We start from the raw sequence: 13518 nt of genomic DNA, 5'->3' as shown, positions 1-13518 counted from the left end.
GAAGGCAAAACTCAGCTATTATATGTTCAGACATTTTTAGAGAGCATAAAAAAGACACCCTAAGGTGCCATCCTCCGACTTGAGAATCATATCTATGTATGGAGTAGTTTAGAAAAGAGAAGTTTCTAACTATAATTTATCGAGCTCTTATACCATGAATTACTTACATACATATTTCCTTATTTATCCGAAGAAGAATCCCGTTATATTACTTTCTGATCAGTCTCGTTAAAGCCATCCCAATAAATCCAGCACCCATCCCTATTAGCCATCCAGCATGAGTATCACCTAATATAGATCCCACTCCTCCGCCAAGAAACATGCAGCCAACGAATACTAATCCGCCAATTCCCCAATTCGGTCGTTCCATAATTCAATCACATCCTTTCCATAAAACATATGCGATTAGCTACCTGAACTTTCATGCGTAGGATGGTTAATTATTTTGCTTAGGTTTAGCACTATCAGGGAATTCGAAAATTTCTCTTTTTATATAGACCAGTCATTTGCCACATTTTTTACACATATTTTTTAAAAGAAGGTTTCCATTCTGATAAACAAACGTTATATTGTCACATATTTTCTCTGCAACTTCATACATATGTTTCATATCATTAGCCGCAAATAATATAGATCCTTTGCGTTGAGTGCTATCTACAATAGTTGGTATGGTGTCTCCCTCTTTTACTAATAGATCAATTTGTACCATCCGTATTGCGGACCCAAAACTCACTATTGAATAAGTAAAACCCCAGAAATCCAAAGATCTCTGGGGCTTCATTATACATTTAGCTCTTTTTGCTTTTTATTTTGTTTATGTCTATAGAGTAATTTTCGACTTATGAGAGAAATCAGTAATAAGATCAGTACTAGCACGAAAAGTTGCATATATGATAAATTAAAATATTTAGCACCTGTAACAAGTAAAAGTGTAGAAATCGTACCTTTTACAATGAAAAAAATAATAATCCATAATCCGCCTTTTTTCCAGTTCATTTTTACTTACCCTTTCCTACGTTTAAATTCATAAAAAAAATTAGTGATAGTTCTTGAAAGTGACATTTTAATTGAAATCTATTACATTAATAAAAAAGTAGACTTTTTTTCACAAAAATCATATCCAATTACATGGGACGATTCCATAATAAATGCAAATGATATTCAGTGTCAATTTTATTCAACATTTTTAATTCGAACTGTCTCCATAATGTGCCGATTTGAATAACCATTCTTTTCATCTCAATCTCTTTCCGCTTTGTTTCTTTTGGGTAATTTGTAAGGGGATAATTTGGAAATATTAAAAATCACAAGGAAAAGAAGCTAACAATAAATTGTTAACTTCTCAGCTTAAGGAAAAATAGTATCTTTCTATATTTTTTAATATCTAGGTTGTGATTTAATATTGGTAAGATGAGCATCAAACATATCAATGATTTCAAGAAATCTATCAGCTTCACGAAATACATGGTCTGCTAATAATGGATGAATAATACTCTTTATTTTACATTGCTCAATTAAATCACGTGCCGTTTTCTTAAAATCCCGAAGAGATGTGACTGACACACGATTTTGATCTAAAAATTGATCTAAAAGAGGAACTGTTTGAGATTGTGGTTTCATAGATTCTAAGTCAATTGCTTGATACATTAATTCATCAAAATCATTGCTAAAATTCCGTGCTGTATCTACAAGCTTTCTTTCCGATGGATCAAGAAGATGACCAATAAATTTAGCATGGTCTGCCATAATCCTTAAAAAGAAAACATTTTCTTTAATAATAGCATCAGGAAGGGCATCTAATTTACCTTCATTTAACTCAATTAAGCGTTTTCTAAAATAATCAGCTTCCCTACTTGTATGGTCAACTAACAGTGGAAAATTATTTTGCCCTGGCAATTTACATGTAAGAATTAATCCTAGAATTTTTCGTTTAAATCCCCAAATATTAGTTGCAGCTTGTTGTACTTCTGAATTAAATCTTTTTATTTGCCCAGGATCTGTTTCATTTGTATAGGAATACGCTATTTGTTCGATATGTTCAAACAATCGATAAAATTGATTAGCTTCTTCGATTAGTTGGGTATCCTCACATCTAAACCCCAATCGAAGAAAAAAAGAATGCTCCTTCATGATTCTAGACCAAAAACGAATTTCATTTAATGACCGTTCAACAAACATTACAGACGTAACACCCGTATCAGGATGTAATGAGGTTTCATCCCTATTCATTCTTAATCCCCCCAGTAAATACTATGCTAGTTCCATTCTTATGAGTAAATATAAAAATAAATGCCATCAATAAAAATCCATGATGATATTGAGCAGGTCCTTTTGAAAATAAAGAAAAGATACCATCAGGTGCCTTTCTCTGACTTGATAACCACATTTTATGTTTAAATGTACCTAGCTTATATTTTGTATTTTTTATAACTATCCCCCGTACACGAGAAGTGCATAGTATAAATAATAAAAAAGAAGCAGAAAATCACTCACGATTTCCTGCTTCTTTTTTTAATTTAAGTTCTTAATACATACATCGCTTCACGCAAGATTGCTATTTTTTAGTACACGATAACTGGATCATAAGTGTTCAAACTATCATACACAGATTTTGCAACATTAGGAAGAAGGTTAACACATCCGCCTGATCCCCCTGTTAAATAAGCATTATTCGCCCAGTTTGTTCGCCAGCCTGCGTCATGGAATCCTTGACCGCTATTTGTGAATGGAACCCAGTAATCTACTTTAACTGCATAATCAGCTTTACCTACTGCGCTTCCTTTGAGCGTGTATGGTGTTCGTTTATATAGGACGTACCACACACCTGGTGATGTATCTTCACTCGTGCTATGTTTACCAGTTACTACATTTGTTGTGACTGCTAATTTTCCATCTTTATAAATCCAAATTTGTTGCTCTGCAATTGAAACTTCCGCATACGTGTCTCCGATGCCATTATTCGATGTTGTTTTATAACCGATACCTTCCTTCTCCCAACCATTTCCGTGAATATTAGAAGCAGATAGAGATTTTTCACCCTTTTCAAAAGCTTGCCCAACTTGTTTTGTTTCTTTTTCAACATCTAGTGCCCAGCCGTAGCCTTGCCCTTTTACTGATATGACCGAACCAGAATGAGTTTTAAATGCGAAATCTTTATTTAACGTTGATTTAGCATTATTAATTTCAGCAATCTTATTCTTAATGTCGCTCGCATCGATTGTAACTTTCATATCCTTTGACATAGAGGCATTTTGAATTAAATCTTTTGCTTTTAAAGGATACACTTCATTCTGTACTTTATACTCAACGGACTGCCTAAGAAGATTTTGTAGTGCTTCCTCCTCTTTTTTGACAATCGGGTCGTCTTCTTTAATAGGCTTTATGTATGCAGACTTCAGATGAATTTCACTTTTATACTTCTGCTTGTCGTAATCTTTCAGTAGACTAGTAACGTCATACTGTTTTCCATCAACGCTCTTCGAGATAACAACTTTTCCTTGTTCAAGCTTCGCCATAGCATCTTGAGGCGCTTTTAGTTTTTCATTCATAGAGATGAGCTTTTCTTCTACAAGTTTTTTCATCGTTTCACTACGATACTGATCTGCCTCGTCCGGTAGCAATGAATAATTTTTTTCCTTTGAAGAAGGGAAAAATGTCCACTGGCTTTTTAATAGTTTCTTAACTTGTGGCAAATCTTTTTCCGTAAGTTCCGTTTTTGTATCTTTTTCATCTAAAATTTGTTGTTGATCGACATAGACTTTGTTTGCTAGTCCAGATGTTTTTAGTTTCTGTATTGCCTGATCAGCACTCAAACCACCAACATTGGTGTCATTAATCGTAACATTCGAATTGAAGTGAGTTGCCTGGTAATAACTCATTCCCCCAATGAGAAGTGCAATTATACCAATACCCGCTGCGATAAGCTTCCAGTTTATAAAACGTTTGCTTGATCTTACTCGTTTTCTCTCAACTTCTTCAACTGATTCATTTATTGGATTGTTGTTCATCAATCTTTCCCCCGTATACATTAACGTCCATCGATTTTAAACCAAAACCATTGACTAGTGTACCTTATTTTTCCTGAAATTTCATTACTTTTGACTAGATTTGATTGCATTTAATTGATCAACTTTAGAATTTTTAATAGAACGGCACATTGAATAGTCCCTTACAAGTAGTAACTTATTACAATAAACACCCAAAAGTTAAGTACCATATACTTTTATTCAGCTAACTTCTCTCCCGTAACAATCAAAAACAAAGTGACTGCATTTTTTCCTTCTAATTGAGCATACCGATTATCCCCCGCCATTACTTCTACTTTATCTTTATTAGGACTTATCCAAATTTGATACAATACAGCTTTCGCCTCTATTTTCGGATTTTTAAATTGAAAAACAAAGTGATAATCAGCTGAACGAGACATTTCCACTTTTTTATTTTCAAAATGAATTTCATTTAATATTTTCTTTACTTGCAACACTTGATTCTTGTCTGTAACTACATTCAAATCCTCATAATCATCACCAATGCGTTTTTGCACTTCGATTCTTTGATCTTCATTTCCTAGTATATTTGAACAGCCGGTTACTATGAATATACAAATAGCGATAAAAACTACAATCAAATTTCTGATTCGCATATTAGTACCCCTCTTTTTAATAAAATTATCTGTAATTGTAAAATAAAGGTAAACACCTTACAATTAGACATATAAACACTAATAAAGAAGGAGTGCCCTTCAATGCAACTAAAAACATACACTTGGAAAAGTTATACGTTTCTCATTGTAAGTATATTCGTTACTATTAACCTCTTTCTCTTCTCACCTGTTTTAGACAGAGTTGGAGTAGAATACGTGGTTCCTTTCGCGTACTTCATTTTAACTTCCGCTGTTATAGCAATTATTTTAGCAGTTATCTCTTTTTGTAGTCGTACCGAAAAGAGAATTTTATCTATTATCGGTTTAACCTTTACGTTATTTAATACAGCAATTATTTTATTTTTCCTTTGGTTCGGTTATCATTTCACGTAAAATATAAATATAATCCGTAACAAATGGTTCGTTGAAAGTTTAAAACTTGCTTTAAAATAAATTAAGCGAAGTAAGGGACGCCATTTGACTCCCCTTACTTCGCCTTTAAAGAACAATGAGTGAATCGCTTACTCAAGCAGCTTATTAAGTAATCTTTCACTATTTTTACACAATGGTAATTATAGTATTTTTTTACATTTGATCATTATAAATTTAAATGGAGGTTTACTTGCCGTATTTTTATGTGGCTCCACAATTTCTGTAGTTTCCATCAGTCCATATTTTCCAAAGTCTTGTTTTACCGAGTCAATATCATAGAAATACATTTTTACCCCTTCCATTATCTCGAAGTAGTCTTTCCCCAGTTGTTTCCCCTTCCCAAACATTGGGGCACCTTTAGAAATAGTAGTAAAAATCATATATCCGTTTGGTTTTAACTGACTATAGCAATCTTTAATAAACTTCTCTCTCTCATCCTTATTCAATAAATGAATAAGTGCATAACAAAATATACCATCATACAGTTTGTTATCAAAAGGCATATCAGATACTGAACCATGGAAGAAATCAGCATTAAGCTCATTTTGTTTTGCCAATTCAATCGCCGTTTTTGAAATTTCAATACCTGTTACATGTATTCCGTTATCAATAAAAACCTTTGCATTTCTACCGTACCCAATACCAGGAATCAATATATCCTTCACTTTCTTTTCAAGGAAAAAGTCCTTCGTCAAAATTGCGGAATCTGAAGGTTCAAATCCCCACATCATTTGATTTTCTATAAAACTTGCTTCCCAAAATTCTGTCATACATCAATCTCCTTTATATATATCGTTGTTTACCATTGCATGTTGAAAAATCATCGCATATTCACGGCATTGTATCAAATTTCAACATTTATTCAAAACAAAAAGCATTGGATACCCAATGCTTTTTCACACTTACGCAAATAGAGAAGTATTCGCATATAAAGCTGGTGAACCACCTGAATGTACGAATAAAATGTTGTCCTCTTTATTAAATTTACCTTTTCTAATTAAATCGATTAGTCCCGCTACTGCTTTACCTGTATAAACTGGGTCAAGTAAAATACCTTCAGTTTTCGCAAGTAACTGTACTGCTTCGACCATTTCTGATGTTGGTAAAGCGTAACCTGGTCCTACATATTCATCAAAGCATGTAACTGCTTCGCGTGAAATAGAGTTTGGAATACCAACGTGAGCTGAAGTTTCATCTACAAGTTTTGCTACTTTCTCTTCTTGCTCTGCTTTTCCTCTACTTACATTTATTCCGATTACAGGAATTTTGCTTTGCGTTCCGGAAAAACCAGTAATTAAACCAGCATGCATACCAGCGCTACCACTTACACAAACAACTGTACTGAAATCAATTCCTTGTTCAAATGATTGAGCCATAATTTCTTGCGCACAAGCAATATACCCCATTGCGCCAGTAGGGTTCGATCCACCAACTGGAATGACATATGGCGTATTTCCTTTTTCACTTACTTCTTTCGCTACTTTATGCATTTCTTCCATAAGGTCTGTTCCGTTTGGCACAACAATTACGTTTTCAGCACCTAATAAATGATATAAGAAATAGTTTCCGTTAAAGTCTGGCTTTTCTTCTGGCTCAAGCCCTTCTTCTAACACAAGAATACATTTCATTTTTTCTTTCACCGCAGCTGCAAGTGTTAGACGGCAATGGTTTGACTGAATACCACCAGCTGTAATTAACGTATCTGCACCCTTTTCCTGTGCATCCGCAACTAGAAACTCTAACTTTCTCGTCTTATTACCGCCAGCTGTTAAACCAAGTAAATCATCTCGTTTAAAATAAATAGTCGGCCCACCAAGTGCTTCAGAAAAATTGTTTAATTTTTCAATTGGTGTATATGATTCTGTATATTTTTTTCTAGGGAATTTAGCTAAATTCATTGTAACGCTCCTTTTATACTCTTTCACAATATATGTAACGATACTATTATTACATGTAAAAATGATGAAGTCATCTTTCTGGATTAAAAATGTATTGAATTTCATTTCGGTAAATGCAATTGCATTAATGATTTTAACTTCAGTACGGTACATGAAATTTACATCAACAATTTTTCAAATATATCGTTCATAACTTGAAATATATCAACGATTCGACATAAAATATCGATTTACCGGCAAAAAAACAACAAAATAAAAAGAGCCCACTCATTAAAAAGTAGGCCCTCTTCCAATTACTTATTTACCGAAAAACGAAGCAGCTGTGTTAATCCCGGCTGTAAATTCATTTCTCCTTTATGACGGACGTAAACGATTTTTTCCCCATCAATTTTCGGAGGATTTCCTGGATTATACGTATGCCACTCATTCGTTCCATCTATAGAGTACTCCATATATTCAGTTGCACCGACAATTATATTTTTACTATCATCTGCTGTTACATTTGGTGCCATTTGTGTGATTTTCGAATCGCTAATTAATAGTTTCTTTATGTCTTTATCACGTTTATAATCGTAAGCTGTCACGATTACATCGTTACCATATGCTTTCACTTGTAACCCTTGTTTAAATGAATATCCATCTGGAGCAGTCTTCTCTCCCACATTCGGTCCAGCTGACATCCAGCCTGTTTCAATTCCGCCTGTATTTACAACTGTAAATCCTTTTTCATCTCCGCCTGTAATTTTCTTTTTACCAGCCCAGTCCGGTAAATTTAAATCCCAATGCGTATGACTCGTAAAGAAAACAACTTGCGGATAGTCTTTTAATATATCGTACAATTTATCGACGTTTAAATAGTCTTGTAAATATGGTGATTGTCTTGATCCAGATACCGTATCAGGTAAAACGTGATGAGAGAAAATGAAAATTGGTTTATTTTTATCTTTTTGGCTGTACTCTTCTAAATTTTGCTTTAACCATCCTAATTGCTCATCACTCATATATACTTCGTCCCACATTTTTGAATCGTGATATTTCATATATTTTTCTGTTCCTAAAAATAAAAGCGGATAACCGTATAATTCTTTTTTATGATATACCTTTTCTTGCCCACTAAATTTCAGATAGCGGTTAAATAGCGTTTCCTCCGTTACACCATTTGGCCATGTGCTTTGAGATAATTTCCCATCAGCTGTCCATTTTCCAGCATAAAATTCATGATTCCCAACAGTTGACCATACATTTTCCGGATGCTTATTTTTGTTTAGCACGCGCTTTACATCATCATATTGTGACTGCTGTCCAGTTGGCGTTATATCCCCATTCATAATAAGCGCTCTAGAAAGTGGCGTCACTTTGTTCATATCTTTTAACACATGATCAAAATCCCCTAAATCCCCTTGAATATCACTAATAACATTAAAAGTTGTAGCTGATTTTCGGACTTGATCTTCTGCATGTGCTGAAAACGTCGGTAATAAAGCCGCCATAATAGCTAATGAGGCAACTGTCTTTTTCATACAAATTCTCCCCCTAATAATAGAATGTATAAACTGACATGTTCTGCTTTCTCTTAGATGCTTGTCCAATTCACATTATAAGGAGGGATTGTAAAGATTGATGGAGTAAAAAATTAATTGTTTTTTAAGAGGTTTTGTCTTTTTTTGCAATCCACAATTAGCGATTCGCGCCAATCCAGCTTTCTAGCCTTTAACATTAAATAAATGTAAATTTATATGATAAATCTTTTAGTTTCCGTTACATAACCACAATAAAATACGCTACTTTTTTAAGTTCTCTTCATTTAATCCGAATAACTCTGGTAAAGTAAAACGTCCACCTTTTCTGTATATTTTTCAAAAAAGAATAACATTTTTCCCGTTTATAGATACCATCTTATTTATTTTTCTCGGTGTTCCGCATCCCATTCACTTAAATAAGATGCATACTCTAATTCATCTGGATCATCATGTAACATTGAAATAAACTCTAATTTATTCCCATCACAATCCAGAAAGTATACACTAGCAGCTGGCATCCATCTTTGGACAATTGGCTCTTGATTTCCTTTTCCTTGGCTTCCTACCACTTCTATTCCACGACTCTCTAACCACAATTTAGAAGTCTTTAGAAATTCTAAATCTACCCCAAAAGCAAAGTGTTTCATCTCAAACACATCAATATTATGTACCTCCCATAGCCCAAGCATTTGCTTTTTACTTTCTCCTATCCAAAAGAAAGCCAATTTTCTTTTGGATAGTTTTTTTGCTAATACTAATCCTAGCTTATTTTGATAGAAATCTATCGCCTTTTCTAAATCTCTTACATGTAAATGAGTTTCATATATATTCTGTATCATTCTACTTGTTCCTTTCTTTATTGATAACAACGGGTTAAACTGTAATTTAAAATCTGATATACCTATTTACTATTCTATAGAAATAGAAATATGATAAATCCAACTGAAGTAGTAAATTCAAATAAGATTTCTACTACTTTTGTAGGTGAAATCTCCATTAAATTCAGATGAAATTATATTTAAATAATGAAAAACCGCTATTCTTTTAGTAAGAATAGCGGTTTTCACTCTTGGGGTAGTTAATATTTTTAAGTTAATAGATGTGTAGCGATATCCCTATCAGTAATCTTTATATTAACAGTTATGCGTAACTTCTAACTCATTATTAACATAGATTGTTCCGTAAGTAGCACAAAGTAACATTCCGCCACAAACCTCACTACTCACTTGAAAGTTTATGTTATCTTCAAATGTATCTATACTACTAGCTCTAATTGTATCTACAAGTTTTTTGAAATCAAGAACTGGTAAATATTTCGTTATAATTTCATAGCTTGATAAATTATCTTCATTGTTATATGCATTATATTCCTGAATTTCTCTATAAATCGGGCTCGGACTATACGGATCATGTTGCAATTGTCCATTCTCATCTTCGAATTTTTTTATTTCTTCTTTTACTATATAATCTGGATAATCTTCACTACTTTCATCTTCATCACCAAATTCCCAAAATGGATATTCTATTTCACATAAGTGCGTTATAACCCACATTAGAAATTGCTCATTTATAAATCCCACATTTGTTTCTAACTCTTTGAATCTATTACCATAATATTTTGTAGCCTTTTCTATCTTCTCTTCTTGAAGCATATTATCCGTCGCCCCTGTTATATCGCATCCATCTAAATCTATAAAAATGCTAGTGAATTTACCTAAAATGCCTAAATCAACAGTTTTACTCCAATAGGCTTCACCATCTCTATCGATTGTTATCATAATATCCTCCATTCTATTCTGTTAGTTACATAAGAAAAAGCGACCCTTCAACAAAAAAAACGCTTCCATTAGTACATAACTTGCCTCTCATTAATCCTCAATTTCTATTCCAGCTTGTTTTAATGGTTCTAATACTTTCGGGTAACACATTGAAATATATTCCACTGTTTTTAAATTTTTCAGATTCTGAAATCCTTCAACAGATATAACATCAAATAAACTGTCTTCACCATCCCAATCAGGCTTTAAAATATGATAAATTTCATTCCCTCCATCAAAGCAAAGGGATTCAACCTTTTCCAAATCACTTATTTCCAAAGTTAACTCTTCTAAAAAATCTCTAATTTCAACAATTGGTCCAGCTCCTGAATACCATTCAAAATTATTCGTATACTTATCTATTAAGTCTTTCAATTCTTTTAGAAATAGTGGCTCTTTATCTAATAAAACTTCAATTACCACTAACTTAAAATTAAAATCCTGAAACATTTCACTCTTTCCCATTTTAACTTCCTCCTATATTGCCCCTGTCCTAGGGTTTTAATCTCCTTTACACAATTTCAATAAAGCACTTTACCTTTTCAAATTCTCTTCATTTAATCCTAACAACTCCGGTAAAATAAAACGGCCATCTTTTCTAATTAGTACGTCATCAAACCAAATTTCACCACCGCCATACTCTTGTCTTTGAATGTTTACTAAATCCCAATGTATCGCTGATTTATTACCATTGTCTGCACCTTGCAACGAATCTCCAATTGCTAGATGAAAACTACCATTTATTTTTTCATCAAATAACGTATTATTCATCGGGTGCAATATATAGGGATTAAACGCTAGTGCAAATTCTCCAATATACCTTGCTCCCTCATCCGTATCAAGAATTCGATTCATTCGCTCTGTATCATTTGCATATGCCTCTATTATTTTCCCTTGTCTAACATGTAACTTTATATTTTGAAACGCATAACCTTGTTGAACAGATATTGTGTTAAACGTTATTACTCCATTTACAGAATCTTTAACAGGTGCTGTATATATTTCGCCATCAGGGATATTATCCGTACCGTCTCCCTTTAAAACGCCTATTCCTTCAATTGAAAACTGCAAATCCGTCCCTTCTCCAATAATCTTCACTCGTTTTGCCTTTTCCATTAATTCTTTTAATGGCTCCATTGCTTTCGACATTTTATTGTAATCTAACGTACATACATCATAATAAAATTTTTCATAAGCCTCAGTGCTCATATTCGCTTCTTGAGCAGAAGCCGTATTCGGAATTCTTGTTGTCACCCATCTCGTTTTATACACTGCCTCACTATGTGCCTTTCCAAATATCTTTTGATATAATTTCATTTTTTCTGATGGCACATCTGCTAATTCATATGCATTTCTAGGGCTACGAAGATTAATATATACTTGCATCTTACTTAAGCGATAACATTCCCAATCTGCAAATAACTTAAATTGTTCTTCAGATCCTGACAAAATCAATTGCCTAGTAACAGAAACGTCGCGCATTGATACATGCGCATATCCTCCTGCTTTTTCCACAGCTTTAATAATTTCACGAATTACCATAGGATCTTTCAGTAACACTTTGAATTAACACTTGATCACCAGGTTGCACTTTAGTAGAATGGTTGACTAATACATCTGCTAATTTAGATAATCCTTGTTTCATCACGCTCCTCATCCTTCCATTTCAAAAACTTAATAAAAAAGAGAAATACTCTTCAAGCATTTCTCTTTTTCATCCAAACAATTGATAAAAAATAAATTATTAGAAATATAATATATAAATTCCATAACGTAGGTATTGCAGCTGCACTAAGATAAAGAGTTCCTGGTAACATCCAAATGCAGCAAACAATCATAAAAGTTTTTTTCCTAGTAACTGCCGCAATTACTGCTAGAAAAGAAGGAAGTAAAAACATGAAAAATACAGTGATATATACTTCCTTATCAAGCACTTGCTTGCTGTAAGGATTAAAATAAAGGAAAACTATCGAAAGGGTAAAAATGCTTATAGCTGCTACTACTCCTATATAGACATTTACATTATTTTTCATAAGCCTCCTACTTCCAAGAGTCATATTTTTATCAGTATATTTTCTATCACTACACTACATTTCATTTCCTTGTTCTTCACAAAAAATTCATTGCTACTGTCAGTGTTTTTGATTAAAGATATCCATAATCGTTGATATATACAATAAATAATAGATACGTCACATCCGTAAACCATTTTTTATTTGGCACTGAAGCTTCGAATTAACGTTCCAATCGATGAGGAGCTACCACTTGTTCCGGATATCTGTTTTCCCTTTTCTAAGGAATCACTTTTGGTCACCATACCCTGATAGGTCGCCTTTTCATTTCCAATCTTGACATCTGTGATGAAAATCTTCCGTTCTTTCACCGGACCAGGTTTCACTTCACCATACTTTGGTTTCCACTGTGGGTGGTAAAGCCCTATCTTGAGGTAAGGCGTACGCGCACGTGTAGTATAGGCATTAGGACCTTGCACTTCCCATACAACTTTTCCATCTTTCCATATTCGTAGTAATCCTTCACTTCCTGCTGACCACCTTGCATAGATTACCCAAGAAGACCAAACTCCTTTTTGCACTAGTCCATCCAATGTCTTAAAATCGCGCCCTATATTCGCAGGAGAACCAAATGCTCGTTGTATATTCCATCTATCACCTTCCACTGCAATAGCCAATTCTGGAAAATCCCGATCTACTCGCTCACTGCCGAGTACGGCGTGCCATTGCATGACGATATCGTTGCCACTGCTCTTGTCGAACACCCAATCCTGCGGGATATAAATCCGTGCTGAATACCAACGTTCGTGGAACCCTTCTTCGTATGGCTGTGCAATTTCTGAACGGAATTGGCCTTGAGAATGTGGAACAACGAACTGCACTGCTTTGTAATTCCTCGTCATGTCGGGCGCATCTACTATATGTACACGCTGCGAGATCGTATCAGTATCTAGGTTGATACGGTTTTCCGGCTCGTTGATCGCTATTTTCCATTTTTCTAGTCCAGATTGAAAGTTGTCTTCTAAAATAATAGGATCGTTTACTTCCTTAAACATAGACTTCTTTTCTTTTTTGGAGACATCCGACTGAGTCACTGTCTTTTTTATATCAACCAACACGATACCAGTTGCAAGTAAACTGACAGATAGGACAAATATAGCAAGAATTTTTTTCATCTTTCATGACACTCCATCTAGT

At 33.9% G+C, this 13518-nt stretch carries 13 protein-coding genes and 4 pseudogenes; 1 reads left to right on the top strand and 16 read right to left on the bottom strand.

Annotated features, from left to right (window positions below; translation table 11 throughout):
* Positions 1-208: 208 nt before the first annotated feature.
* The 6 genes and pseudogenes from BAQ49_RS33040 to BAQ49_RS18335 form a co-directional block, all read right to left on the bottom strand.
* The gene (locus tag BAQ49_RS33040; protein ID WP_000441003.1) at positions 209-370 is read right to left on the bottom strand and encodes a hypothetical protein; all 162 of its coding nucleotides are present in this window, start codon (positions 368-370) and stop codon (positions 209-211) included.
* Positions 371-518: 148 nt separating this feature from the next.
* Positions 519-709: pseudogene (locus BAQ49_RS33645) on the bottom strand (ATP-grasp domain-containing protein); the annotation flags it as partial.
* A gap of 71 nt (positions 710-780) precedes the next feature.
* Complete coding sequence (locus BAQ49_RS18350; protein WP_071746560.1) at positions 781-996, bottom strand: hypothetical protein; 216 nt, start codon at positions 994-996, stop codon at positions 781-783.
* A gap of 381 nt (positions 997-1377) precedes the next feature.
* A complete protein-coding gene (locus BAQ49_RS18345; protein WP_071746559.1) occupies positions 1378-2229 on the bottom strand; it encodes a DUF2935 domain-containing protein in 852 nt (283 codons plus the stop codon).
* Between the two features lie 332 nt (positions 2230-2561).
* Positions 2562-4007: a L,D-transpeptidase family protein gene (locus BAQ49_RS18340; RefSeq protein WP_071746558.1), complete on the bottom strand. Its 1446-nt coding sequence runs from the start codon at positions 4005-4007 to the stop codon at positions 2562-2564.
* A 215-nt stretch (positions 4008-4222) separates the two neighbouring features.
* The gene (locus tag BAQ49_RS18335; protein ID WP_071746557.1) at positions 4223-4642 is read right to left on the bottom strand and encodes a YhfM domain-containing protein; all 420 of its coding nucleotides are present in this window, start codon (positions 4640-4642) and stop codon (positions 4223-4225) included.
* Positions 4643-4744: 102 nt separating this feature from the next.
* Here BAQ49_RS18335 and BAQ49_RS18330 point away from each other — a divergent pair, with 102 nt between their 5' ends.
* Entirely contained in the window at positions 4745-5035 is a 291-nt protein-coding gene (locus BAQ49_RS18330) for a hypothetical protein (RefSeq protein WP_071746556.1), read from the top strand.
* A 179-nt stretch (positions 5036-5214) separates the two neighbouring features.
* On the opposite strand, the gene BAQ49_RS18325 is transcribed toward BAQ49_RS18330, so the two are convergent.
* The 10 genes and pseudogenes from BAQ49_RS18325 to BAQ49_RS33635 form a co-directional block, all read right to left on the bottom strand.
* Complete coding sequence (locus tag BAQ49_RS18325; protein ID WP_071746555.1) at positions 5215-5844, bottom strand: class I SAM-dependent methyltransferase; 630 nt, start codon at positions 5842-5844, stop codon at positions 5215-5217.
* A gap of 132 nt (positions 5845-5976) precedes the next feature.
* On the bottom strand, positions 5977-6972 hold the full coding sequence (gene cuyA / locus BAQ49_RS18320; protein ID WP_071746554.1) for a D-cysteate sulfo-lyase: 996 nt from the start codon (positions 6970-6972) through the stop codon (positions 5977-5979).
* 293 nt (positions 6973-7265) lie between these two features.
* Complete coding sequence (locus tag BAQ49_RS18315; protein ID WP_071746553.1) at positions 7266-8492, bottom strand: DUF4073 domain-containing protein; 1227 nt, start codon at positions 8490-8492, stop codon at positions 7266-7268.
* A 380-nt stretch (positions 8493-8872) separates the two neighbouring features.
* The gene (locus BAQ49_RS18310) at positions 8873-9331 is read right to left on the bottom strand and encodes a VOC family protein (protein ID WP_071746552.1); all 459 of its coding nucleotides are present in this window, start codon (positions 9329-9331) and stop codon (positions 8873-8875) included.
* Positions 9332-9625: 294 nt separating this feature from the next.
* A complete protein-coding gene (locus BAQ49_RS18305; protein ID WP_071746551.1) occupies positions 9626-10270 on the bottom strand; it encodes a hypothetical protein in 645 nt (214 codons plus the stop codon).
* A 90-nt stretch (positions 10271-10360) separates the two neighbouring features.
* On the bottom strand, positions 10361-10774 hold the full coding sequence (locus BAQ49_RS18300) for a DUF6892 domain-containing protein (protein WP_071746550.1): 414 nt from the start codon (positions 10772-10774) through the stop codon (positions 10361-10363).
* 69 nt (positions 10775-10843) lie between these two features.
* Positions 10844-11954 (bottom strand): annotated as a pseudogene (locus tag BAQ49_RS18295) (aminopeptidase).
* Between the two features lie 52 nt (positions 11955-12006).
* Positions 12007-12342, bottom strand: coding sequence for a hypothetical protein (locus BAQ49_RS18290; protein ID WP_071746549.1), 336 nt, complete (start codon positions 12340-12342; stop codon positions 12007-12009).
* 105 nt (positions 12343-12447) lie between these two features.
* Positions 12448-12580 (bottom strand): annotated as a pseudogene (locus BAQ49_RS33640) (IS3-like element ISBt2 family transposase); the annotation flags it as partial.
* Positions 12581-12680: 100 nt separating this feature from the next.
* Positions 12681-13376 (bottom strand): annotated as a pseudogene (locus BAQ49_RS33635) (polysaccharide lyase family 20 protein); the annotation flags it as partial.
* Positions 13377-13518: the final 142 nt, after the last annotated feature.

This window comes from Bacillus proteolyticus (assembly GCF_001884065.1).
Classification (GTDB): domain Bacteria; phylum Bacillota; class Bacilli; order Bacillales; family Bacillaceae_G; genus Bacillus_A; species Bacillus_A proteolyticus.
The sequence above is the reverse complement of the archived record's forward strand: the minus strand, read 5'-3'. Positions and strand labels throughout refer to the sequence as shown.

Coding starts and splice junctions, on each gene's coding strand:
- BAQ49_RS18335 (WP_071746557.1), bottom strand. CDS start 4,642: ATGCGAATCAGAAATTTGATTGTAGTTTTTATCGCTATTTGTATATTC.
- BAQ49_RS18345 (WP_071746559.1), bottom strand. CDS start 2,229: ATGAATAGGGATGAAACCTCATTACATCCTGATACGGGTGTTACGTCT.
- BAQ49_RS18325 (WP_071746555.1), bottom strand. CDS start 5,844: ATGACAGAATTTTGGGAAGCAAGTTTTATAGAAAATCAAATGATGTGG.
- BAQ49_RS33040 (WP_000441003.1), bottom strand. CDS start 370: ATGGAACGACCGAATTGGGGAATTGGCGGATTAGTATTCGTTGGCTGC.
- BAQ49_RS18340 (WP_071746558.1), bottom strand. CDS start 4,007: ATGAACAACAATCCAATAAATGAATCAGTTGAAGAAGTTGAGAGAAAA.
- BAQ49_RS18305 (WP_071746551.1), bottom strand. CDS start 10,270: ATGATAACAATCGATAGAGATGGTGAAGCCTATTGGAGTAAAACTGTT.
- BAQ49_RS18350 (WP_071746560.1), bottom strand. CDS start 996: ATGAACTGGAAAAAAGGCGGATTATGGATTATTATTTTTTTCATTGTA.
- BAQ49_RS18300 (WP_071746550.1), bottom strand. CDS start 10,774: ATGGGAAAGAGTGAAATGTTTCAGGATTTTAATTTTAAGTTAGTGGTA.
- cuyA (WP_071746554.1), bottom strand. CDS start 6,972: ATGAATTTAGCTAAATTCCCTAGAAAAAAATATACAGAATCATATACA.
- BAQ49_RS18310 (WP_071746552.1), bottom strand. CDS start 9,331: ATGATACAGAATATATATGAAACTCATTTACATGTAAGAGATTTAGAA.
- BAQ49_RS18330 (WP_071746556.1), top strand. CDS start 4,745: ATGCAACTAAAAACATACACTTGGAAAAGTTATACGTTTCTCATTGTA.
- BAQ49_RS18315 (WP_071746553.1), bottom strand. CDS start 8,492: ATGAAAAAGACAGTTGCCTCATTAGCTATTATGGCGGCTTTATTACCG.
- BAQ49_RS18290 (WP_071746549.1), bottom strand. CDS start 12,342: ATGAAAAATAATGTAAATGTCTATATAGGAGTAGTAGCAGCTATAAGC.